Annotated in this window: 23 protein-coding genes; 20 read left to right on the top strand and 3 right to left on the bottom strand. The window is 47.5% G+C overall.

From position 1 onward, the window contains the following. Positions 1-47 precede the first annotated feature (47 nt). From FO446_RS03245 to FO446_RS03270, 6 genes are read left to right on the top strand one after another with little or no spacing between them, the layout of a single operon-like run. Positions 48-1,871, top strand: a complete 1,824-nt coding sequence (locus FO446_RS03245; protein ID WP_237899886.1) for a DUF2194 domain-containing protein — start codon at positions 48-50, stop codon at positions 1,869-1,871. A 3-nt stretch (positions 1,872-1,874) separates the two neighbouring features. Next, the gene (gene pelF, locus FO446_RS03250; protein ID WP_173610722.1) at positions 1,875-3,281 is read left to right on the top strand and encodes a GT4 family glycosyltransferase PelF; all 1,407 of its coding nucleotides are present in this window, start codon (positions 1,875-1,877) and stop codon (positions 3,279-3,281) included. A 5-nt stretch (positions 3,282-3,286) separates the two neighbouring features. Next, positions 3,287-4,687, top strand: a complete 1,401-nt coding sequence (pelG, locus tag FO446_RS03255) for an exopolysaccharide Pel transporter PelG (RefSeq protein ID WP_237899888.1) — start codon at positions 3,287-3,289, stop codon at positions 4,685-4,687. A gap of 31 nt (positions 4,688-4,718) precedes the next feature. Next, the gene (locus FO446_RS03260) at positions 4,719-6,443 is read left to right on the top strand and encodes a CotH kinase family protein (protein WP_173610720.1); all 1,725 of its coding nucleotides are present in this window, start codon (positions 4,719-4,721) and stop codon (positions 6,441-6,443) included. Further along, positions 6,440-7,174 (top strand): polyphosphate polymerase domain-containing protein, encoded by a 735-nt coding sequence (locus FO446_RS03265; protein ID WP_221866757.1) that lies wholly within the window; start codon positions 6,440-6,442, stop codon positions 7,172-7,174. The genes FO446_RS03260 and FO446_RS03265 overlap by 4 nt, the downstream gene beginning before the upstream one ends. Before the next feature lie 22 nt (positions 7,175-7,196). Continuing rightward, positions 7,197-7,883 (top strand): DUF4956 domain-containing protein, encoded by a 687-nt coding sequence (locus FO446_RS03270; RefSeq protein WP_173610718.1) that lies wholly within the window; start codon positions 7,197-7,199, stop codon positions 7,881-7,883. A 71-nt stretch (positions 7,884-7,954) separates the two neighbouring features. Here FO446_RS03270 and FO446_RS03275 read toward each other — a convergent pair whose 3' ends face one another. The 3 genes from FO446_RS03275 to FO446_RS03285 form a co-directional block, all read right to left on the bottom strand. Next, the gene (locus tag FO446_RS03275; RefSeq protein WP_221866758.1) at positions 7,955-9,349 is read right to left on the bottom strand and encodes a DUF4832 domain-containing protein; all 1,395 of its coding nucleotides are present in this window, start codon (positions 9,347-9,349) and stop codon (positions 7,955-7,957) included. Positions 9,350-9,381: 32 nt separating this feature from the next. Beyond that, a complete protein-coding gene (locus FO446_RS03280; RefSeq protein WP_221866759.1) occupies positions 9,382-10,533 on the bottom strand; it encodes a response regulator in 1,152 nt (383 codons plus the stop codon). A gap of 130 nt (positions 10,534-10,663) precedes the next feature. Next, positions 10,664-10,978, bottom strand: a complete 315-nt coding sequence (locus FO446_RS03285; RefSeq protein ID WP_221866760.1) for a thioredoxin family protein — start codon at positions 10,976-10,978, stop codon at positions 10,664-10,666. Between the two features lie 310 nt (positions 10,979-11,288). Between FO446_RS03285 and FO446_RS03290 the strand changes: the two genes are divergently transcribed. From FO446_RS03290 to FO446_RS03355, 14 genes are all read left to right on the top strand, one after another. Beyond that, on the top strand, positions 11,289-11,744 hold the full coding sequence (locus FO446_RS03290) for a prepilin peptidase (protein ID WP_173610714.1): 456 nt from the start codon (positions 11,289-11,291) through the stop codon (positions 11,742-11,744). Positions 11,745-11,840: 96 nt separating this feature from the next. After that, a complete protein-coding gene (locus tag FO446_RS03295) occupies positions 11,841-12,692 on the top strand; it encodes a CpaB family protein (protein ID WP_173610713.1) in 852 nt (283 codons plus the stop codon). A 3-nt stretch (positions 12,693-12,695) separates the two neighbouring features. Beyond that, positions 12,696-13,853 (top strand): CpaE/TadZ family protein, encoded by a 1,158-nt coding sequence (locus FO446_RS03300; RefSeq protein WP_173610712.1) that lies wholly within the window; start codon positions 12,696-12,698, stop codon positions 13,851-13,853. Between the two features lie 13 nt (positions 13,854-13,866). Continuing rightward, complete coding sequence (locus FO446_RS03305; protein ID WP_173610711.1) at positions 13,867-15,255, top strand: TadA family conjugal transfer-associated ATPase; 1,389 nt, start codon at positions 13,867-13,869, stop codon at positions 15,253-15,255. Continuing rightward, positions 15,233-16,159: a type II secretion system F family protein gene (locus FO446_RS03310; protein ID WP_173610710.1), complete on the top strand. Its 927-nt coding sequence runs from the start codon at positions 15,233-15,235 to the stop codon at positions 16,157-16,159. Before FO446_RS03305 ends, FO446_RS03310 begins: the two co-directional genes overlap by 23 nt. Before the next feature lie 4 nt (positions 16,160-16,163). Next, positions 16,164-17,099: a type II secretion system F family protein gene (locus FO446_RS03315; protein ID WP_173610709.1), complete on the top strand. Its 936-nt coding sequence runs from the start codon at positions 16,164-16,166 to the stop codon at positions 17,097-17,099. A gap of 112 nt (positions 17,100-17,211) precedes the next feature. Beyond that, on the top strand, positions 17,212-17,424 hold the full coding sequence (locus FO446_RS03320; protein ID WP_173610708.1) for a hypothetical protein: 213 nt from the start codon (positions 17,212-17,214) through the stop codon (positions 17,422-17,424). A 110-nt stretch (positions 17,425-17,534) separates the two neighbouring features. Next, positions 17,535-18,968, top strand: coding sequence for a vWA domain-containing protein (locus FO446_RS03325; RefSeq protein ID WP_173610707.1), 1,434 nt, complete (start codon positions 17,535-17,537; stop codon positions 18,966-18,968). A gap of 30 nt (positions 18,969-18,998) precedes the next feature. Further along, positions 18,999-20,135 carry a hypothetical protein gene (locus FO446_RS03330; RefSeq protein ID WP_232774443.1) on the top strand — a complete coding sequence of 379 codons (1,137 nt, stop codon included), beginning with the start codon at positions 18,999-19,001 and terminating at the stop codon, positions 20,133-20,135. A gap of 15 nt (positions 20,136-20,150) precedes the next feature. Beyond that, on the top strand, positions 20,151-21,005 hold the full coding sequence (locus FO446_RS03335; RefSeq protein ID WP_221866766.1) for a hypothetical protein: 855 nt from the start codon (positions 20,151-20,153) through the stop codon (positions 21,003-21,005). Positions 21,006-21,028: 23 nt separating this feature from the next. Next, a complete protein-coding gene (locus tag FO446_RS03340; RefSeq protein ID WP_221866767.1) occupies positions 21,029-21,751 on the top strand; it encodes a hypothetical protein in 723 nt (240 codons plus the stop codon). Between the two features lie 34 nt (positions 21,752-21,785). Further along, entirely contained in the window at positions 21,786-22,187 is a 402-nt protein-coding gene (locus tag FO446_RS03345) for a TadE/TadG family type IV pilus assembly protein (protein ID WP_173610703.1), read from the top strand. Further along, the gene (locus tag FO446_RS03350; protein WP_237899890.1) at positions 22,188-22,856 is read left to right on the top strand and encodes a Tad domain-containing protein; all 669 of its coding nucleotides are present in this window, start codon (positions 22,188-22,190) and stop codon (positions 22,854-22,856) included. It begins immediately after the preceding gene. A gap of 129 nt (positions 22,857-22,985) precedes the next feature. After that, positions 22,986-24,299, top strand: a complete 1,314-nt coding sequence (locus tag FO446_RS03355; RefSeq protein WP_232774445.1) for a VWA domain-containing protein — start codon at positions 22,986-22,988, stop codon at positions 24,297-24,299. Positions 24,300-24,330 lie beyond the last annotated feature (31 nt).

Genomic DNA, 24,330 nt, shown 5'->3' on the forward strand with positions numbered 1-24,330 from the left:
GGGAAAATGACAGAGAATGGAGCAGGTCGAGGTCCAGCGATATTCCCGTGAAAAAAAACATCTACATCATTCTGATCTTTGTGGCGATTCTGGGGATCACCATAGAAGCTACCCGATCTCAGTTCATCCTTCAGGTGAGCAATAATAAGTCAAGAGGCTCGCAAATACAGAATGACGAGCCGAAGCAAAACGCGATCGGTCAGGAGGAAATCGCCAAGCTAGCAAGGGAGAAATTCCTCATTCTGCATGATTCCAAGGATGAGAGCAGCATGGCAATCGCGAGGAATGTGGAGCAAGTGCTGCGGTATATGAAAAAGGAGTACGATCTCGCTGACGTTAAGCAGTTCTCGAAGCCCGATCCCCAATACATGACGGTTATTGTCACCATAGAAAATCTCGGCATGATAGCCAATCTGGATGCGATGATGCAATATGCGCACAATGGTGGAAATGTGTTCTTTTCACGTATGCCTGAATACAATGACAGCTTGTACCGCATATACCGAAAACTGGGGATCAATTCCATCAATTACCCTATCGTGACAAACGGCATTCAGATGACATCCAATCTCTTGATCAAAGGAGAAGATGCAAAAATCGGCGCAGATTCCATTGTGAATTCCTCGATTCCCGTAGAGCTGGATAGGCAAGCGAAGGTTCACGCTGTTTCTGCCGACAATATGCCACTGTTATGGGAGACACAGTATGGACAGGGAAAGGTCATGGTCTATAACGGGACGAATATGCAATCTGCAATGAACAGAGGACTGATTGCTGGTGGCATCAGTTCACTGAATCAAGATTTCATGTACCCCATTTTCAATATGAAAATCATGTATATTGACGATTTTCCGGCCCCTTTTCGTCAGGGGATCGAGCCGAGTATTTACCGCGAGTACCACAAAGATATTCCCAGCTTCTATCGGGATGTGTGGTGGCCGGACATGATCAAGCTTGCTGCCGATTACGATGTGACCTACACGGGAGCTATTATCAAAACCTACAATAACCGGGTTGCCCCGCCCTTCACTGATGAGGAAGGAACGGATTCAAACAATCTGATCACGTACGGCAGGGATTTGTTGAAATTGGGTGGCGAATTGGGCATCCATGGATACAACCATCAATCGCTGGTAGCCGATCAGGCGACGGCGAGCCATTACGAGTATAAGGCTTGGCCTGATGAAGCAAGCATGGCTGAGTCGCTTGCGTACCTGGACGATTATATCAAGAAGGTTTTCTCGTCGTATGACATACAGGTGTACGTTCCGCCTTCCAACGTGATGGGAGAGGAAGGGCGTCGAGCGCTGAAAGAATCCTTCCCTGATCTGAGGGTCATTGCCTCCTTGTATGCAGAATCAGATAGTACACACGAATACATCCAGGAGTTTTCTGTGGCTGATGATGGCATGATAGAGCTGCCACGTATTACCTCCGGATACAGTCGCACAGACATTCATGATTGGTACATAACGAATGCGATCACATCCATTGGTGTTTTTTCTCATTTTGTTCATCCAGACGATGTGTTGGACAAGGGGCGAAGCAATAACAAGTCGTGGCCGGAATTGGTAAAAGACTTTCAACTCATGCTGGAAGAACTTTACCAGCAGTATCCATGGTTACGTAGTCAGACTGCTTCCGAAGCTGCAGCAAGTCTTGAGAGCTATGTGCAGACGGATGTGTATATCACGCATACGGATAAAAAAATAACAGGCTACATGAACAATTTCTCCGGCGAAATGTATTACATCTTGCGGACAAACAAAAAAATGACGAGCTTGGTCAATTGTACGGTAGAAAAAATAGAGGAAGGTGCCTATCTCGTGCATGCAACGGGTGCCAAATTTGATATAGGACTGGAAGAGTAAGCGATGAAAATTTGTCTGATTGCCGAAGGATCTTACCCTTTTATCACGGGGGGTGTTTCTAGCTGGATTCATTCCTTAATCACTAGCATGCCAGAGCATGAGTTCATCATTTATGCAATTGGAGCAGAAGGGAAAAACAAGGGAAAATACGTCTACCAGCTCCCCTCGAATGTGGTGGAAATCAAAGAGGTATTTCTGGATGCCTATCTGAAAGAAGAGGCTGCACCGGGCAAGCGTCTGGGTCTTACTGAGGATGAGCGGCAAGCGTTGCTTTCGTTGCTTGATGGGAGCAAGGGTGACTGGCGTGCTCTTTTTTCCGTGTTGTCGGGGAGTAAGGTGCCATCCGTAGCTGAGTTGCTTACAAGCAAGGACTTTTTCGAGGTTATCCAGCGGCTTTGCGAACAAAAATATCCGCAAATCCCTTTTACCGAAATGATCTGGATGATTCGTTCGATGGTCTTGCCGCTATGCCTGGTCATTCAAAACGGCATGCCGCAAGCGGATTTGTATCACAGTGTGTGCACGGGATATGGCGGTGTAGCAGGGAGTCTTGGGAAGTATCTGCATGCAAAGCCGTTTTTGCTGACGGAGCATGGAATCTATACCCGCGAGCGGGAAGAAGAAATTATCAAGGCAAACTGGATCAAGGGTCACTTTAAGGATATTTGGATCGACTACTTTCATAATCTTTCTGCATGTGCCTACTCCTACGCGGATGAGGTAATCACGTTGTTTGAGCGAAACAAGGAAATTCAGATCGAGCTAGGGTGTGATCCTTCCAAAGTATCCGTGATCCCGAACGGTGTAAAAGTGAGTGATTATGCTGACATCGTGGAGGAAAAAAAGAACGACACAATCACCATTGGTGCTGTTGTCCGCGTGGTACCCATCAAGGATATTAAAACAATGCTGCATAGCTTCGGACTCGTCAAAGAGCAAGTACCACACGCACGCTTTGTTATCATGGGCCCGACGGATGAAGATGAGGAGTACTACACAGAATGCCTGCAATTGGTCGACAGCCTGCAGCTGGAGGATGTTACGTTTACGGGTGCGGTCAATGTAAAAGAGTATCTCGGAAAAATGGACATGCTTGTTTTGACCAGCATTAGTGAAGGCCAACCGCTCGTTATTTTGGAAGGAATGGCATGCAGAAAGCCCTTCGTCACAACGGATGTGGGAAGCTGTCGGGAATTGTTGTACGGCAATGGTGACAACTATGGCAACGCAGGGATAACGGTACCCGTCATGCATTTTACCCAAATTGCCCAAGCGATCATTACGTTGTGTCAAAACGAGCCATTGAGACGGCGTATGGGCAGATGCGGTTTCCAAAGAGTATCGGATATTTACACACATGAGAACTTCTTGGCGGGATATCGCAATATGTATCGGAAATACGAGGTGTAAGAAACATGGCGGGCATTGGCTTTGAACTGAAGAAAATGTTTCGGAATAAAGGGTATTTGTCCAGTGTGAAGGCGTATGCATTTTCTTCGCTGGTCACAGTCGGACCGATGCTGATTTGTATGGTCATGATCATGGTGCTACAGCAGGTCCTTCTTCAATTGAATGTCAGCTATTTGGAAAGGATGTCTTTTTTAGCAGCTGTTGTTTATGCGTTTGTGTTTTCCCTGTTGGTTACCTGCGGTTTTTCCATGGTCATTTCTCGCTATATTGCAGACAAAATTTACTTGCGCGAGTATAACGACATCATTGCTTCTTTGTACGGAGTTATGGCTGTTTGCCTGGGCTTGGGGGGAATTCTCGGCGGTGCATTTTATTGGCTGGCTCCTTTGCCGTCTGGCTTTAAGCTCGTAGCCTACCTTCTTTTTGTGGAACTGATCGTCGTATGGCTGCAATCTGCCTATTTGTCCGCATTAAAGGATTATATGCGAATTATTCGCGGGTATTTGGCGGCTGTTGCCGTTACACTTCTGGCTGCGTTTTTGCTGGTGAATCTGACTGAATTGGAAAAAGGAATCGCAATGCTGATTTCTTTGGATCTTGGCTTTTTTATCATGATCGTTCTGTCGATGATTCATCTGGAGAGCTATTTCCCGAAGCGGGAGAGGAACTACTTTGATTTCGTGAAGTACGTGAAAAAATACCCAAGTCTGCTGGGCGTTGGTCTCTTTTGCTCTCTCGGCTTTTATGTGCACCATTTTATTTACTGGCTGGGGAGTCCCCTTCAAGAAGTTGTGGCGGATACTTACGTGATTGCGCCGTTTTATGACGTGCCTGCTTTCTACGCCTCCTTGAGCATATTGCCTACGATGGTCATGTTTGTTGTATCTGTAGAGACCGCTTTTTATGAGAAGTATCGAGCGTATTACGGGACGATATTGGGCACAGGCTCGGTGCAGGATATCAAGCGGGCAAAAACTGACATGGTTCAAACATTGATGCAAGAACTCAGCTTCATGATGGAAGTGCAGCTGTTCTTTTCCTTTGTTGCATTGGCTCTGGGAATTACGCTGCTTCCGCACATCGGTTTTACGTCCGAGCAGATGGAGCGGTACAACATCCTGGTTATCGCAGGATACCTGTACGCTGTTATGTTTGTGATCGTGCTGATGCTGCTCTATTTTGACGATCGGAAGGGAGCGCTTGCGGTGACGACCTTATTTCTCATCAGTACGGTTGTCATCACCATAGCGATGCTGCACCTTCAGAACTACGGTTTTTCATTTTTTATTGCTTCGTTTCTTGGTCTGGTAGCCGGTCTCGGCAGGCTGATCTATTACCTGAAAAATATCGATTATTACACCTATTGCCTACAGCCGCTCTTTGTCAAAGGAAAGCGAATGGAATAGATGGGGACTGATGGATTGGGGAGGACTTAGGGTGAAGAAAAAACGATTCATACTGAGCCTGCTCGTAGCATTAGGAGTTGTATCGACTGGTTGTACACAGAATGTACCTGAACAGCCAGTGTCAGATACCCCGGCAGCAACGAGCCAGGTGGCACCAACTCAACAGATGAATGAGGGACTGATTGAGAATAGAAGCGTATACGATCAGGATGTGGATGGGAGCATCGTCCATTTATATGTGACGGTAGTCAACGAAGAAAATTCCAAACTGAAGACAACCACCTTTACGGAACTCAATCTGGCTCCTAGCGGACGGAATGAAAAGGGAGAAGATCTCCAGGCCAAAGTCATTATGCAGGAAGGGACGGCGGAGGGGCCGACCCAGGGCTACTTTGGTTTTGGAGAGACGAGAGCAAACGGAACGATTGAGCTACGAGGGGAATCGAGCAGGAGAGCGGAACAAAAATCGTACAAAATCCGTTTGTTCGAAAGTGCCGGATATTGGCGGGATCAGCGCAACATCAACTTAAGCAAGCACAAGTCTGACATGACACGTGTTCGACAAAAGCTAAGCTTTGATTATTTCGAGCAGATGCCGAATATGACCAGCTTGCGGACGCAGTTCGTTCAAGTAAAAATCAAGGATTTGACCAAAAAAAATCCAGACCGGGACTTTGTTGATTACGGTTTGTTTACTCAAATTGAACAGCCAAACAAAACATTTTTGCAGGCGCACGGGTTGGACCGGAACGGAAACTTGTACAAGGCAATTGATTTCGAGTTCCATCGCTACGAGGATCAGATCAAGCTGGCAACCGATCCTACCTACGACAAGAAAGCATTTGAAAAAATTCTGGAGATCAAGGGCAGCGAGAACCATGAAAAGCTCATTGCCATGCTGGAGGATCTCCATAATCCTGCAATGAATACGCAGGACTTTTTGGACAAGCATTTTGATCGGGAGAACTATTATACATGGATGGCAGCCAACCTGTTGATGGGGAATCACGATACGGCTGTTCACAATTTTTATTTATACAGTCCAAGCAACTCGAACAAATGGTATTTCCTCCCGTGGGACTATGACTCAACATGGGGATTTTTCGAAGAAGAGCTCAAGCGCAGTCCAGAAAAAGGGCTCGGCCAATGGCAGTTTGGTCTCTCCAACTACTGGGTGTCGAACCTGCATCGCCGCATCTTCAAAGACCCGGAAAACATCAAGGCGCTAAACGAAAAGGTTGAGGAAGTCAGCAAGATCATTACGAAAGAGCAAACGGAAAAATACTTGAAGAGCTATTATCCGATTGTGAGCAAATACGTTCTGCAACAACCTGATTTATATAATTTGCCGTTGGATGTCTCCTATTTTCACAATGAGCAAGCACTTCTCTCTGGTGAACCGGAGCGAAACAAAAAGAGATACTATGAGCGCCAAGAGAATCCAATGCCCTTTTTTATGGGAGATCCAAGAAAAGAAGGAGACAAGCTCATTTTTTCCTGGGACCATTCCTATGACCTGCAAGGAGACGATCTGACCTACGATTTTGCTGTCAGTTACGACCCTGCATTTACGAAGATACACGCGCAGGCAAAGGGACTGACAGGAGTCCAATACACGATAAACGATCCGGGAAAAGGTCGCTTTTTCTGGAGGGTGATTGTCCGGGACAGCAAAGGGAACACACAGACGGCATTTGACAGAGTAGAGCCGGAGGATGCGATTTATCACGGGGTGAAGGAGTTTGTGTTGAAATGAAAGGAATACAGAGCACGGGCATCCAGCTCGGCAACAAGCGATTGCGGCATGAGTTGAAGTATTATCTTCGGCTGACCCATTATGAGCCGCTCCGGCAGAAATTGCGTCTGATCGCGACTCCTGACCCTCATTCTGTAAGTGAGGAAGGCTATCATATTCGCAGCCTGTATTTTGATGACTATCACGACACGGCTCTCTATGAAAAAAACTACGGGGTTTTTCAAAGAAAAAAGTATCGCATCCGCATTTACAACAAAAGTGATGCGGTCATCAAGATGGAGCGAAAGAGCAAGTTTGGCGGATACATTTGCAAAGAATCAGCGTCGATTACGCGAGATGAGTATGAACGAATTTTCGCAGGCGATGTTGAGTTTCTGCGGGAGACGGAAAGCGCTGTGCTGCGAGATTTTTATTTGTCGTGCAAGAATCATCTGTTTCGGCCTCGTGTCATTACGGATTATGTTCGAGAGGCGTATTTGGTGAGAGAAGGGAATGTCCGAATCACGTTTGATAAGTACTTGAAGGCAAACGTCAATACGCTTGATATTTTTGACGAACACATCATGATGGTCAGAGCGATTCATCAGCCCATGATGATCATGGAAGTGAAGTACGATCAATTCCTGCCATTCAATATTAGACATTTGCTGCAAAACCTGAGTAATCAGCGGTCGGCTATCTCCAAATATGTCATTTGCAGAGAGGAAACCAAAAAGTACTATAATCTTTAGTGTGAGGAGAAGTCGAGAAACTATGGACACGACCAATACGATTAATTTTCAAGATATCATCAAAAAAAGTGTCTTAAAAATGGACCAATTCGCCAGCATCTCGATCATCGATACCATCATAGGTCTTGTGTTGTCGGGATTGCTTGGTTTGTTTATCTACTATATTTACAAGAAAACGTTTCGTGGCGTCGTCTATACGCACACCTTTAACATCACGCTGGTGGCCATGGCAATGCTTACTTGCCTGATTATCATGACGATTAGTACGAATATCGTGCTCTCTCTCGGGATGGTTGGTGCGTTGAGCATTGTGCGGTTCCGTACCGCCATCAAAGACCCGTTGGATATTGTCTTCATGTTTTGGTCGATCTCGGTAGGTATTGCGACGGGAGCAGGTGTATACCCGGTTTCCGTCCTGGGATCTCTGGTGGTGGCGGCTGTCATTGTCGTATTATCCAAGCGGCAAATGAGAGATGTTGCCTATCTGCTCATTATTACCTATCAGGATCAAGCCAATGACGGGATCAAATACCAGCTGAACAAGCTAAAATACACCCTGAAATCAAAGACAGTCAACAAAGAGATGGTGGAATTGATTGTAGAAGTAAAAATCAAGGGAGATAATACGGCATTTGTTCAGGATATTTCAGAGGTAGAAGGTGTGAAAAACGTATCATTGGTCAGCTACGATGGCGATTATGCACCATAAATGATTCAACAAAAAATCCCTTTCTGACGACGCCTTTACAGGCTGTCAGGAAGGGACTTTTTCTTTGATGATCAGTTCCGTACTTGAACCTTGCCTAGTGTGTATCTTCCGTCCGCTCTTTTTCCTTCCATGGCAAATTGAATGCCCGGTTCTTCTGTATGGGGATCGAGGATAGCCACACAGAGTGTGTATGTTCCTTCTGGTAAATCATCCGGGATTTCCAAGCTCTGCTTGACAGTTTTCTTGCCGGGAAGCCATTTGCGGATGTCTTCGTCCGTTTTGGTCTTGGTTACGATCTCGCCATCTTCATCCATGAGTGACAGCTCGAGAATCCACGGGAAATAAAAAGGAGCGACACCGAGGTTTTGCCAATCCATCGTTACAGCGAGGCTTTCTCCGGGCTCGACTGTTTTGGCATGTGTCTCTTTGGTGATGGTGAAGCGGTAGCCCATCGTGTTTAAAAAGCGGTTCAAATATTGTTGTTGCTTGCCATCTTTTTCGAACTGTGCAGGTGTATTGGGGCCAAGCCAGCTAATATGCGAAGCTTTGGCTTGTGAGATTACCTGGTTTATCGAGGAGCGAGTAAAGTAGCTAGTTAACGAGTCGGATGGGGAGAACTCTCCACCGCTTGGTGCGTACTTCCAAAAGTCAGGCATGGCAGGCATTTTCTCTTTGGTCAGCCAGGATACATAGCCCTTCTGTATCCAGGACAGGTAGCTGTCTGTATCATCTTTGTTGCCGAACATGTCGTTAAACAGGCCTAGTTTGTACTCCTTGGCGACTGGATGTGGTCTTCGCATCAGTAGCATGGAATCAGGGAAGTTATCCAGATACGGTTGGACGTACTGATCCGTGATTTCTGTCGCAGGGAAAGGAATAGACGTATCGGTATGCCATTCTCCCCAGTGACCGACGCTTCCTAGTTGTATAAAAGCAATGCGGGGATCGTCCTTGTAACGCTCTCCCAGAGCGTCAATCAACTGTTTGTGGTATGTAATGATCAATGGATTGCTGTAGTTGGGACTGTAGCCTTTGCCATAGTCGTTTCGATACCACTCGCCATCTTCAAAGTTGTCATTGTCCCCGCCGATCTCGTTGTATAGCCAATCCGGTATCTCCATGTCCGATTTGTTGTGAGGAATATCCATAACGATACGGAGGATGAACTTGACATCTTTTTCTGTCCATTCCTGAAACCGGATCGCATCTTCGACCTCATCAAATGCATATTCTCCTTTGGTGGGCTCGAGCATCCTCCAGGTAAGATTGGCATAGACGAGGGTATGTGGTTGTTCAAGATTACCCGTCTGTGAGTCGGGAGCCAGTCCCATATACGGGTTTTGGAGCACGTCTTGGGTTTGTTTTGGTGAATAGGTCGCCGTTCCATAACTGGAGGCGGCGGCAGAGGTAGGTAGAATGCAAAAAGCAGCGAGAAGTACGCTGTATAGACCACTTCTGAACTTCATGAGTGCCCCCTAGATCTAGTGAGAGAGTATCATTACTTTTCTTCTGTTTCCTGTTTCCATATGTGATACCACTTGGTGATATGTTCGTTTGCAGCAGAGCCGAGTTCAGTCTCCCACCGAGAGGTTAAGAGTTGATATTGCTCTTCGACTGCCGAATGATCGTCCAAGGAAGCGTACAGCTGCATCAAGATCATGTAGCTGTCTTCTTCAAGCGGGTGCAAATTCTGAATGCGTTGGTTGACGTTGATCGCCTCACGTACTCTGCCATGTCCCAAATAAAAGCTGCTCATTGTTTTGGCGAGCTGCAGCCACATTCTGCGGAGTCTTTCCCGCTCGTACTCTGCCCACAGATAGTCGTAGTCTCCGAAATAATCACCTGTATACGTCGCGAGCACTTGCTCATACTCCTGTATATTGGCAAGAGAGAGGGGGAGTAATTGTTTGAGACGATTCTCCCATTCCTCCACATCGATCGTAGCCGAATCAATCGTCAGCTTATAGCCGCCTTCTAAATTGCCTTTGTTAATCGATATCGTTTGGAGACCATAGCGTTTCAAGGTTTGCCGGATGAGGTAAATCGTCGTATATAGCTGGGTTACGCCTTTGCTCCCATCATAGTCCGGCCACAAAAGCTCGATAAGCGAATCTTTGTCAATCATCTTGTTGCGGTAATGCAATAAATACGCGAATAGCTCACGAGCTTTATTCGTGCGCCACTTGATCTCTTGCGGCTCCTGATTCGGCTGGTGAAACAAAATACTATTGAAGCATTGGATGGAAACGACTGATTCTTCTTTGACAGGCGCGGCTTCTTTCGCGGACTTGATTCGCTCACGAAGACGGTCCATTGTCTTTTGCAAGCGTTGAAGCTGTACGGGTTTCATGATGTAATCCAGCGCGCACAGCTCAAAAGCATCAACGGCGTACTTATCGTACCCTGTGACGAATACAATCTCCGGGGAGTTATCGATTCCTTGCAGACGTTCTCCGATCTCCAGTCCACTGATGCGCGGCATATTAATATCTAAAAAAACGACATCTGGTTGAAGGGATACTGCTTGATCGATCGCTTCGAGAGGATTGGTGTAGGCTCCGACTACCTTAACGCCGCCAACATCTTTTTCCAGCAATCGTTGCAGATGCATCAAGGGTAGTTGCTCGTCGTCTACCAATAAGGCTCTCATCCACTGTCTCTCCTTCAAAAAACGATAAAATACAACAGATTGTCTTACGAATCTGATTAATTCATACTCTCTACTCTATCATCAAAAGAGAGGTTATCCAAACCTTTACAGTGATAGGAAATGTGAATTTTTAGCAAGTGATGGAGGTCAAAACACGCTCTAACTCATCAAATGATACAAACCGGGCTTGCCGAAAAACTTCTTTTCCGTCCATAAACAGCAGGATCGCTGGAGCAGTAAATACGAGAAACTCACCGGAAATATTGGGTGTTATCTCCATGGATACCACTATACTTTTCACTTGTGGATATTGTTTTAGCAATTCTACAGTTCTTGCGTAGGTGACATCGCAAACGCCGCAGTTTGCCGTTTTAATAAACAACAGACTAGTCGGATGACGTTCAATCTCTGCAAGTAGTTCAGTCAGTTCGAGATACTCCTGCACGGTTCGGTATTCCCACCTTTTCTCGCCGATTTTTTACTAGAATAGCACAAAAAATGTTTGCCGCACGGAACGACAACGGATGTACTCTCGAACAAAATCAGTACAAAGTTCGACAAACCTCGTGTAGTTTTGGATTTCAGAAGTTTAGGCGAGAGAAGGAAAAATGTCCTGTGCAAAAATCCATAGAAAGAGGCAATGAAAGCGTTTTTTCAAAAAAATATACAAAAAACATGGATGTTTTTGCAACAAATTTCTCTAATATACAGTCTGTAATGGTGAAATTTTCCTCAAAAAGCAGGAAGGAGGACATATGGTGTTATCTTGGTATGTCATCATTCCCATTCTTTTCGTAATGGCAGTCGCTATGTATACCGACCTACGCCGCCGTCTCATTTACGACTGGCTGACGCTTCCGGGAATTGTGTATTTTCTCGTTCTGCATGCGTATCTTCATCCAGAGAAATGGCTGACTTATGCGATGGGAGTTATTGTGCTGGGAGGAATTTCATTACTCATGGCGGTGATCAGCAACGGTCAGATGGGCGGAGGGGATATTAAGCTGCTCGCTTTGGTCGGTGCAGCGGTTGGATGGCAAGCGGGGCTGGTCGTGCTCGTGCTTACATATTTGCTTGCAGGAGTCAGCGTGCTTCCTATGTGGGCCATCGCCAAAATGACAGGCAGGACGAAGCTCGAGCGAGAGATCCCGTTGGCCCCCTTTGTTGCGGGTGGGACCAGTCTCATGCTGGTCATGGTTATGTATTCCTAGTGCCTTTCTCATAAGTTTGTTGATTGGCAATCTTGGCAATAAAACGACAAAGAATTTACATGAATGGATTTTTCAAAAAAGAGAGGGAATCTTCTGATGTTGGAATCAAAACGTAGGGCAATCATTTTCCTTGTATTATCATTCCTACTTGCTGCACTTGCGGGCTTTCTGTTTCTGCAAAAAATCAAGGATTTGAATGCGCAACTGGGTGAAATGGTGGAAATATACGAAGCAAATGCAGATATTCCATCTCGGGCACTGATTCAACCCGACCAATTGACGGTAAGGGAAATCCCCAAAAAGTACGCGGATGATTCGTACGTCATCGATAAAGCCAGTTTGAAAAATCAAGTCACGATTGTCCCTTTGTCGAAGGGGGATATCATTACGAAAAACATCATGAAGCCAGCGAACGTTGTTCGAGACGAGAACAACAGGCTCGTGACAGTATTTTCATCGAATAATATCGTCTTCGATCAGGAGTTGGAAGCGCTAGACCGGGTCGACATCATCATCTCGCATGAGGTGAGTGGAAAACCCGTAACGGAAGTGTTCATGAAAGACGTGCCTGTCGCCATGGTAGCGAAATCGGAGAACAGCTTTAAGGGCGTGGCTTTGGAACTGCCGTTTGAGGAAGCGCCGAAATTCATTCACCAGCAGCATTACGCCCAGATGGTTCGCATTTTGAAAGCGAATGTGGGCAAAGGAGACTTGGGCATTCCTGATCCGTTTGTGGAGCCTGCGCCGGAACAGACGAAACCGCCTGGCAAACCAGCCGACGCCAAGCCTGGGACACCAGCCGTAACGCCACCTGCGGCACAGCCTGCCGGACAGCCCGCCGGACAGCCCGCCGTCCAGACACCACCAGCGGCTCCGGTTCAGCCACAAGGCAAACCAACTTCGGTACCACCGCAGCCAACTAATCAACCACCGAAAACCGGAGGGTAAGTCATGAACAAAGATATGAAAATTCTCGTCGTTGCGGATTACGACTCTGTAAAAGACATGCTGAGGGAAATTCTGTCCGTTTACGAACAAGTACGATACACGACTTCCAGCGAAGTAAAAAAAGAAATTGACCGCATTGGGCCCGATGTCGTTTTGCTCGTGCAACCGGAAGACGGAGCAGGAGTAGAGCTGGTGCAGTATATACAAGGCGAGCTGCCGGAGGGCATTGTCATTTATCTCACGGAAAGACAGGATTTTGTCTTGCTGCGAGATGTCGTCCGTGCGGGTGCGGTTGAATACATCGTCATGCCTGATGAGCTAAACCTTTTGTCTGATCGTCTCGACAAAATATCCGATCTATCTCTAATCAAACAGAGAAAAAAGGGCGCGGATGTATCCGGCAAGGCTTTTGTGCGAGGACGGGGGAAGGTGTACTCCTTTTACAGCGGAAAAGGGGGAAGCGGGCGAACACAGCTGGCAACAGGCTTTGCGCAAGCATTGAAGCTGGAATCTACGGCAAGTGTGCTGCTCATCGACCTCAATCTCCAATACGGCGGTGTAGAAACCTTCTTGTCGTTTGAAAACAACCGTACATTGGGCGATCTGATGCCGGTTATGGACGAAATCAACGAATTTCATATTCGCAACGTGGCGCAGAGGGAGAACTATTCCAAGCTGGAGGTGCTGGTCAGCCCGCGGGATGCCGAGACAGCCGAGAATATGTCCGAAGCCTTCGTCACCAGACTGATCCGCGCCAGTCGCCGCAGTTATGATTTTGTCATTCTCGACTTGCCAACGCATATGAATGAGCTAACCTTTGCCGCTTTGTCGGAGTCGGACATGATTTACTACGTGATGAATCTGGACACACCGTCCGTGCAAATTTACCGACTCGTGGAAGACTTGTTCAGACGTCTTCGGATTGATACGGCAGGCAGGCTCGAAGTGATCGTCAACCAGGTGGGACGGGATAACGAACTGAACGTATCGGATTTGAAAGGATTATTCAACGCTCCGATTACTGCTGAAATCAGCAGAGATCATCAAGGGGTGCAAGCGGCCGTCAATCAAGGCCGACCATTGCAAAAAGAACCGAATGAGAAGAAGCTCTCTCCGGCTGCGAAAGACATCAGAAAATGGGTACTCAAGAAACTGTCATAAAGGTGGGAGTTAGATGGCTTTATTCCGACGCAAGCAAGAGCAGACAGCGCCAGGGGATGAGGCAAAGCAGACGACACTCGCTGCCACACTAGCAGCTCCTTCCTTCAATCCGTATATTGACGAACTGGCTGAGCATTACAAGACCCGACTCTTGCGTGAAACCAACCTGGAGAGACTGACTAGTCTACGTTCAGATGAGATGCGTCTCGCGATCGAACGTCTCGTATCACAATACATGTCGGAAGAGAAAGTAGTCATTCCACGAAATGAAAAGGACATACTGCTGACTCGTCTGATCAATGAATCAGTGGGGCTTGGGCCGCTCGAACCGCTGCTCGCAGACCCGGAAATCACGGAAATCTCGATTAATGGGCATAGCCTTGTTTACGTCGAGAAGCGGGGAAGGCTCGAGTTGACCGATTTGAAATTTCGCGATGAGGAACATTTGCGGCATATTGTAGACAGGATTGTCGCACCGCTCGGCCGCCGAATCGACGAAAGCTCACCGATGGTCGACGCCCGATTGAAGGACGGAAGCCGCGTGAATGCGGTCATCCCTCCGATTAGTCTGAATGGGACGCTCGTTTCAATTCGTAAATTCCGCAAAGAGCCGTATTTAATGGATGACCTGATGCAGTTTGGTTCCTTCAGTGAACCGATGTCCCAGTTTATTCAAGCCGTAGTGGAAGCCAAAATGAACGTCCTGATCTCAGGCGGTACGGGGAGCGGTAAGACGACGTTGCTCAATGCGACAGCAAAAGCCATTCCTCACTATGAACGTGTCATTACGATTGAGGATTCGGCCGAGCTGAAGCTGACTCACCCCAACTGTATTGGGATGGAGGCACGCCCGCCCAATATGGAGGGAACAGGAGAAGTCACCATCCGTCAGCTCGTGCGAAATTCCCTGCGGATGAGGCCAGACCGAATCATCGTCGGGGAGGTACGGGGTGCGGAAGCATTTGACATGCTACAGGCAATGAATACGGGACATGAAGGGTCGCTAACAACGGTACACGCCAATTCACCGCAGGATGCCTTCAACCGTTTGGAAGGGATGGTTGTCATGGCAGGGATGGATTTGCCATCCACAATCGTCCGTGAATATATCGTCAGTGCGTTGGATATCATCGTCCAGGTCACACGCCTGTCAGACGGGACACGTAAAATCGTTTCGATTTCGGAAGTAGCGAAAACGGAAGACAAACGTGTGGAGGTCAACGAGATTTTTCGTTTCCAGAGGAAGGGAATCGGCGAAAAAGGGGAAGTGCTAGGTTACTTTACGGCAACCGGGGTAATCCCGCGGTGCTTGGAGAGGCTCCAAGTTTTTGGAATCAATCTGGATGAATCCATTTTTAGGGCGGAAGGAGGGAAGCAGCGTGACCATGCCTATTCTGTTTAGTCTTGCGGTGTTGTTCGGCATCTGGGGCATCTACGAGTATCTCGGTTATAGGGCCAAGAAGACCGAATGGAAAAAGAAAGCGGAAGAATGGTTCGAGGTAAAGGGGAAACGAAAAAGTGTCGTCATCGTTTGGGGAGACAAATTTGACCAGACGCCCTATGCCAAGGAAATCCAAAAAAAGCTGATCAAAGCGAACTTCCCGCTTGCGCCCTCGGAGTTTTACGGAATTTTGATTGTAGGTACCATGGTGCTCGCCTTCTTGCTCAGCAACATCGTGAATATTTCTTTTCCTTTTAACATCATGATCGGGGCAGTGGTGATGTACCTCATACAGAACGTGCTGTTCTTTGTCCGACGCAACAAGTACCAGGAGCGATTGAATGAACAGCTGTCCGAAGTGTGTCGACTTTTGGCCAACTCGCTGCGTGCAGGCCTTACGCTCTCACAGGGGATCTCACTGGTAGCCAAGGAGATGAATTATCCCGCTGGTGATGAGTTTAGCCGCATGGCACGTGAGCTGCAGCTAGGCGTCAGCTTTGACCGGGCGCTCTCTGACATGGAAAAACGAATACCGACGCGAGAATTCCGTATCTTTACTGCTACCCTGTTGATTCAACGGCGCGCAGGGGGGAATTTGAGCCAAGTGCTGCAGGAAATGGCGGAGACATTGGAGGATCGCCGCATTGTGAATCAGGAGATTAAGACGATGACGGCAGAACAGCGATACGTCTCCATCTTGGTGCCGATTATGCCGATTGCCCTGGTACTGATGATGAACATGATGAACGAAGGCTTTATTGATCCGTTGTTTTCCGGATTTGGTCTTTTTCTTCTGGGGTTGTTCGTAATCGGAACTCTTCTGTCCTATATCCTCGTAAAGAAAGTGACCAACATAAAGGTGTGAAAACATGGATGCTCTCATAATTACATGCGTGTTCTTGTTTCTCTTGCTGTTCGCCATCTGTCTGAAGGAGTGGTATCGCTACTCCATCGAGAAGCAAAAACTGCTCACACATGTCCATGAGGTGACCGGACACAAAAACTACGGGGTACGCAAGAAGGAAACCTCATCCGAACGCCTGGTCAAACGCCTGCTTCGGTATGGAGACGACTATGCAGTCATGGGTCAGCGCATCAACTTTTTTAGTGAGTCACATGAGGTTGAGGACTGGCTTCTGAAGGCTGGACGCCCGTTAGATTTGACAGTTGCCCAATTTCAAGGAGTCAAAATATTCATGGCTTTGCTCGGCATCATTGCCGGCGCGTTGTTTTTCATTCTAGGCTTTCCCTTGTCGCATCTGGGCCTGATCGGATGGCCGTTGATTGGATACTTTCTGCCCATCCTTCTGCTGAAGAACAAAGCCCGTGATCGTCAAAATCAGCTTCGTTATGACCTGCCGGAATTTCTCGACACCGTGAGCGTCACCCTGCAAGCGGGGGTAAGTCTCGATCAGGCATTGCGCGAAGTCATCAAGTTTTTTGACGGACCGATTCGGGAAGAGTTTTCCCGTTTCAATCAAGAGCTGGATCTGGGTGTACAGAGGGAAAAGGCGTATGAACAACTGCTTCGACGCAACGATAATCCGGAGTTTCAAATGCTGATCAAAGCGCTCATTCAGGGGATGCGCCTGGGAGTACCGATTGCTGTCACGTTCAAGGCACAGGCCGAAAACATGCGAAGAATCCGTAAAGAGCTAATCAAGGAAAAGGCGGCCAAGGCGTCACCGAAAGTAACCCTGATCACCACGTTTGTCGTGACTCCTACAGCGATTATCCTGATTGGCGGTTTGATGGTATTGAATATTTTAGAGAACCTCGATTTGTTCTCTGGCATCATGCCATAATGTATGTTTTGACTTTATGGGAGGTGATGCCCGTCACAAAGATGGGATGAGTAGTAATGTGAATCATTTGTCTTATCAAATTCATTTTAACCATGAGGGGAGAAGATTTTTTATGAAAACCATGATGCAAAAACTGTATGTAAAAGTCCAAGGAACCCTGCAAAATCAGAAAGGTGCTCAAGCCATTGAATGGATCGCGCTGGCAGGTGTGGTGATCGCCGTATTCGGAGCAGTAATTACTTACTTCAAAGGTAATCCTGACGGTGTGGGAAAATCAATTGGTGAAACGCTTGGCAATATCATCGGAGACTTGGATGGGAAGTAATCTGAGTGAATGCTGTTTGGTTACAAACATTGGAAAAGTTGGCGGTGAAGGGCTTTCCTTCACCGCCACACATACATAGTAAATCTGTAGGAAACAGGAGGTAGCAGTCGATGAGATTTGTGAAGGGAATTGTTGCGGCCATCCTCCTTTTTAGCCTGCTAACGGCGTGTTCTCAAGAGGCAGGAAATCAACCGGAAACTCCACAGACCACGGATGGGCAGCCACCCTCTATTCCATCAGGCACAGAAACACAACAGCCTCCAGACAAGACTGGTGAAACGAACACCGAGATGAGCAGAGAAGAAAAAATAAAAGCGCTGGAGGCAATGGTAAAGGCTGGCCCCCTGCTAAAACGGGAAACAACAGAGGATTTTTTGAACACTCCTCCTGGGCTTTTTGCGGGGAAGTCGTATGACGACAATAAGGAAGAGATAGAAACGGAATTAAAGAAATTCCCTTATATTGAAAATCCAGACGAAGAAATCGCGAATCTGTATTACCTTGCCCTCTTGGGGTTGTTCGCGGAGAGCTATCCCGATCCGCAACAAATTATTGATGATATGAAGCTGGATTATTTCGGAAGTCCGGAAATCGAAGATCCTCGCTACCAGTACAAGGAAAACTACAATGTGGAGATTATTCTTGACGCAAGTGGCAGCATGGGTGCAATGGCGAACGGCAAGACAAGGATGGAGGCTGCCAAAGATGCCATCAGAGCCTTTGCTGAATCATTGCCGCCACAGGCTAATGTAGCTCTGCGTGTATACGGACATAAGGGTAGCGGGAAAGAGTCCGATAAAGCGCTCTCCTGCGGCAGCAGTGAGTTGGTATACGGAATGCAGCCTTACAACAAAGAAAAATTGCAGAGTTCCTTGAATCAGTTTCAGCCTGCGGGATATACCCCGATTGCCTACTCCTTGCAGGAAGCAATGAAGGATTTGAGCAAATTTTCAGGGGACAAAAACACCAATATGATTTACCTGGTTAGCGACGGTATCGAAACATGCGGCGGAAACCCAGCCGAAGCAGCAAAACAACTTTCCCAATCAGCGATTACTCCGATTATTAACGTAATTGGTTTTGGCGTGGACGGCCCAGGGCAGCAACAGTTAAAAGAAGTGGCCAAGGCAGCAGGAGGTCGCTACGTCCTGATTCAGGATCAAAAAGAACTGCAGGAAGAATTCAATCGTGGGAAAGAGATTGCAGACAAATGGAAAAAGTGGAAAGCAGATGCGTCCTATCAGGCTTTTGACACGCGCATATCACGTAAGACAGACATCAGTTCGTTCGCAGCAGACTGGAGAATCATTGCTGGCGATGAAAGCTACAATATGAATTCTGCCATTACGACCATGGGTGCGGATGACATGATTCCAGATGAACTGGCCAATCGTCTCCGAACCATGAAGGACGAACAGAAGGATATAGCCAAGAAAAAGGCGGACGAATTGGAGGACTTTCTGGATTCCTTGAACGATAAATCCTATAAGGAAACCGTGAATGCGATCAACAAGAAGTTTACGCAGAATACGAAAACGAACTAATGTCGAAATCTCCAAAAGGAGGTTTGTGAAGTGAGGAAATGGATTAGAGGCCCAATTGCAGCGGCTACCTTTGCTTTTCTGATTCTTATGATGAATCTGCTTCCGCTTGCGGCTCTGGCATCATCTGTTAACCTGCAAGCGCCGAATTACAATGCGCCAAATTGGCAGCAACCGAACATGCAGGCACCAAATTGGGAACAGCCGAACATGCAGGCGCCCAATTGGGAACAGCCGAATGTGCAGGCTCCGAACTGGGAGCAGCCGAATCTGCAGGCACCGAACATTCAAGCACCGAACTGGCAGCAGCCAAATCTGCAGGCTCCAAACGTCAATCAACCGGACCTGCAAGCGCCGAATGTCAATCAACCGAACCCGCAAGCGCCAAACGCAACCGCCCCGACAACGAATATAGAAATGCAGGCACCCGGCGCAAACTCTGACGGTTCGAAGCCGATGACGGAGACGCTGGGATACGGTGCAGTCAAATGGACGTTCAAAGACGTAATGGGCGGTACGCTGGCATACAGCGCTGATTTGCTGATGAACGGCGAAGTAGATATGGCAGCGGGACTTCGGGGCAAAGGCATGTTAATGGGAGACCTGGCCATAAAAGGCCTTGATCTTGCTTTCAAGAATACGCCGTATGTAGGTACTGTAACAGGCATGGGTGTTGATACACTCGACGGGATGAACGCTTGGGCCAACTATCAGTTTGTGTTGGCGCAATTGCCGAATAACAGCTTCCGGGATATTTTCCAAGGCGGTCAGCTAACGAATTCGGCAAATCCATCTGGCGTCAGAATGCCGGGGATCGTGAAAGGCTTGAATGTTGGCATAGCAGCCATCAGCCTTCCGTTTGATGTTATTGATACATTTGGAAGCTTTGGAATGGCGTTTGATCCAAGCCAGAATGAAGCTACACAAAATGAAAAATTCGTGGATGGAGTCGGTAATTTCGGCAGTGTGCTGATGGACGCAGGGGTCATTGCTTCCGTCATACCAGGCGGGCAGGCAGTAGGTGGTGTGCTTGTTGTCACTGGTGCGGTTTTGTGGGGATTGAGCAAACTCGTGAAGTACGCTGACAAGCTAGCCGGCGGCGCGATTACTCGTGGAATCCGGGATGGGGTCGGCAAAGCTGTTGGCTGGGTGAAATCCTTATTTGCGTAACGGAGGTCCTTTGCTATGAAAGTCGTGAATACACCACAGATACAGGCTCAAATCGAGCGGCATAAGCGTTTTTTAGAGAGGACGGAGCTGTACAATTACCCAGCCTACGTAAACGGACAATATTACTACCATGTAGCGTACTGGAAATGGGGGAAAAAAGACGCTGTCGGGTACTTGGTGCTGCGACCGGATGGTGAAGTGGTTCACCGCAATGAAGCAGAGCCTGTTGTGAAACTGTTTTTGGTGCATGCACATGCAGGGCGCAAGATTAAGAACAATCTGGCCATTGATAAAGAGAAGCCGATCGAGATGTACGAGCAAAAATACGAGTATCTGAGGGCGCTTTTGCCCAGCTGTCAGGATAAGATGGACACGGTGCTTCGGCAAGATGCAGAGAAGCTGATCGACGTTTGCAAAACCATGATGGAAAGCCGGGACCAGTTGCGTGCCATTTATGCTCGAGGGATGGACCTGCTCAATCAATTTTTCGCGCGCAATTACGTCATCGCCGGAGAAGAAACGGCATTGCGGGATGTGTTATTTGAATCCGACTACATTTTGTATGATCGCATTCGCAGACAAGTGCTGATCAAAGACTCGGTGGATCGGCTTTACCAGTTTTTCCAATCCAATCGAGTAGAACTAGACCGGGTACAGGAGCAGAAACGAAAAAAGCTGAGCGACTTGCTCTCTGTATACAAAGACAAAACACTGCGAAATATTGCCGATGAATCCGTGAAAAGCTTTGAGACGCATACGACAGGGAAACATGAGTCTTTCCATTCGGTTGAACAGTTGCGGGAGGCCCACGAGAAGCTTAATATGACCATCTTGGAAAACGGGCTGATGGATAAACTGAGAAACCCTTAACAGGAAAGGTGAGAGAAACCCATATGCATCCCTTCAAAGAAAGCATTCGTTTTTATGCACGGAATATCGAGTCTTTGTTGCTCTTGTCCGCCGTGCTCGTGGTTCCGTTTTTTATCATCCACAACTTTACGCTGAACTACCTGAATTTGATTGCGGCGATTACGGGCGCCAAATTCGTCGCAAGCTTTTTCAATCTGTTTTTACTTCTTCTGTTTTTGCTGATCCTCCAGATTCCTTTCGCCCAGTATGTCCAAAGCGATCTGGACGGCGATGAGCGTCCGATTCGAAAGGCATTTCGGACTTTTTTTGAACACAGCTTTTCCGTATTCGTATTTGGGATCGTGTTTAGCTTTCTTGTCTCTTCAGGAATGATGCTGTTCATGATACCTGGGTTGATTCTTATGGTCTTGTTCTATTTGACACCGTTTTTTGTGGTGCTAAAAAAACAATCGGCTTGGCGCTCTTGGCGGGCTGCCATGGAAATGGGCAAAAAGCATTTCTTCCAAATCTTTGGCCTGTTGCTAATGGTGAGTGTGGTGGAATGGCTAATCAGTTTGGCGGGCTTGTTCCTCGTCACGTCTATTACGGTAACCTTCGGGGCGGTTATGTTTATTGAGTTGTTGCTCAATGTGATTGTTCTTCCGTTTTTTGCGGTCATGTTCATGATGTACGTGAATAAATGGAAGGATGAGGCGGCAAGAGCGGAAGCAGCTGTAGCAGGGGGAATGCTGCTCGATGAAAGGTAGCTTGCAAATAAGTTCGAGAGGAGATGAGCGAAGAATGCGCCTGAAGAAGATCGTTTCCAATGAAAAGGGCTCGGTCACCGTAGAGTTTATCGCCATACTGCCGTTCGTCTTTCTGATCATGCTGATTTGCTGGCAGTTTCTTGTGGGCGTCTACGGCGTAATTATCTCGCAGTCGGCGGCAAATGAGGCGGCGAAGGTGTACGCCATAACGGGGAATTCGGGAGAAGCCATGCAAGCTGCCAAAAACGTGGTGAACGCGGCAGGAGGCTACATTTCCTTCAATGATTGTGATATCACGGGGAATGGTAGCGGATATTTTACCGCCAAGGTCGGCGTACAGATGGAACTGGCGTTTCTCCCTGACTGGCTATATATCGAGAAGGAAGACCGATATATCTCCTTCGATCGAGAAATGAAGAGCAGGGTGATGAACTAGATGGTACGTATACTGCGTCACTTGCAAAATGAACGTGGAAATATGACGATCTTCACCCTGACGATTTACTGGTTTATGTTCATGCTGGTATTTGTTGCGCTTTTCAACTTTTCGACCATTTTTGTAGACAAGGAGCAGGCGTCGAACAGTGCGCAACAGGCGAGCATTGCGGCGGTGAAGGATATTTATGATGAGATGGATGCGGCTATTAAAATATATGATTTGTCACCCAAACGGTATTATGACGAAAATTATCTCGATCCCAGACTAGCAGTTGCCAGGAGCCAGCTGAGAGCATCGCACCCCGATTGGTCTCATAGCGAGATTGAATACGGTGCGATTGACTCGGTATTAAGCAGCGCATTGCCAGGCGATGTTGAGTTGCAGACTTATGTCTACGCTGGCTTGCAAACGGCAACAGCAAAAATTCCTGGAGTGGTTGCTAAAGTGCTTTCGGATAACAAGGCAACGCTCAGCGGATCGTCCGTCAAATTGTTCAACAGTGACAATCGGATTGAAGTAAAAACTTCTGTAAAGTACGAATCGGAATCGATGGGCTTTGAGTTCATTCCTGCCTATTCCGAGCAAATCTACCAGACAGGTGAAAGCAGACGGATCGGTTTTATTGATGAAGTAAGCGGATGGGTGAATCCGCATATTCCTATGTAGGAACGGCGAACATTGGAGGAAATGGCATGACAAGAAAGCTACAAAAAATGCAACTGCCCATCCGAAAGAAAAACGCGGCGATCTGATTAACAAGGCAACATGGCAACTAGGCAAGGAGGATATGACCGAATGCGTAACACCAAAATACGGATGGCGCTCTTGATCAACAGCATCTTGATCATGCTTCTGCTAACCGGCTGTTCTCTGGGGGCAGTAGGAGCGGGTGCAGGGCTCGGAAAAAATCAATGGCCGCAGACGACACAGGAATTGATTGCTTCACAGCCCGGACCGCTTGCTGGCACGCAATTTTTCCACGCAGCTTATCCGCATCGAGCGCAGATCATACAGATTTTGGATAAAATGCCTACCCTGGTCGACGGGATGAATGATGCTTACTTGGATTTGTACTGGAATCAATTGCTCACCCTGTTCTCCGAAGATTACCTCAGTCCCCAAATGGTTGTAGACCGCTGGAGAATGGCTTCGTATGGAAGTCCGGACATCGAGGACGCCCGCTTTCAGTTTCGGGAAAATTTCAACGTAGAAATCATCCTGGATGCAAGTGGCAGCATGGCTGGGAAAATTGGGGACAAAACGAAAATGCAGCTCGCCAAGGAAGCGATCCAGGAATTCGCGGAAGCACTGCCTGAAGAGGCGAAAATCTCGCTGCGCGTGTATGGACATAAGGGCAGCAATGCAGATGAGCATAAGCAGCTTTCCTGCGGCAGCAGTGAGATGGTCTATCCATTGCAAGCCTACGATGCAAAAGGTCTTGAGCAAGCACTTGACATGTTTGAGCCGACAGGCTGGACATCCATTGCGCACTCCTTGCGTCTCGCTCAGGAGGATTTGGCGGGATTCGAAGCGGATAAAAATACGAATGTCATCTATCTGGTCAGTGACGGTATCGAGACATGTGATGGCAATCCAGTGGCAGTAGCCAAGGAATTGTCCCAGTCCAAAATCATGCCGTTGCTAAACGTCATCGGCTTTGACGTGAATGCAGAAGGGCAGAAGCAGTTGAAAGAGATTGCCCACGCTTCAGAAGGTTTGTATGCAAATGTGACGAACCGTGAGCAGTTCAAGCAAGAGCTGGAACGTGCGAAAGAAATTGCCCAGAAGTGGGAGCAGTGGAAACGGGATGCTTTGACGGAAGCAGACGCTGTCTTGATCGACCGAAAAAAATGGGTGGATGCTTACGACCGGGACTGGTACGAGAAAAACTGGCGGGAGAGCCTGAACATCGGAATGGCGATCGAGTATTTGTCTGCAAGTGGCAAGATTGGCAATGAAGCGAGGGAGTATCTTACTGGGAAAAGGCAAGAAAGAGAAGCGTTGGCGACACAGTCCAAGGAAGAGCTGACCAATTACTTGGTGAGTCTCACAACCGAGACCTATCAGGAAATGAGAGAGGAAATTGAGGATAAATACAGTGGAAACTAACAGCAATGGGTTCTCCGTTACAAAAGCGACT

The sequence above is a fragment of the Brevibacillus brevis genome, from assembly GCF_022026395.1.
In the GTDB taxonomy this organism is placed as follows: domain Bacteria; phylum Bacillota; class Bacilli; order Brevibacillales; family Brevibacillaceae; genus Brevibacillus.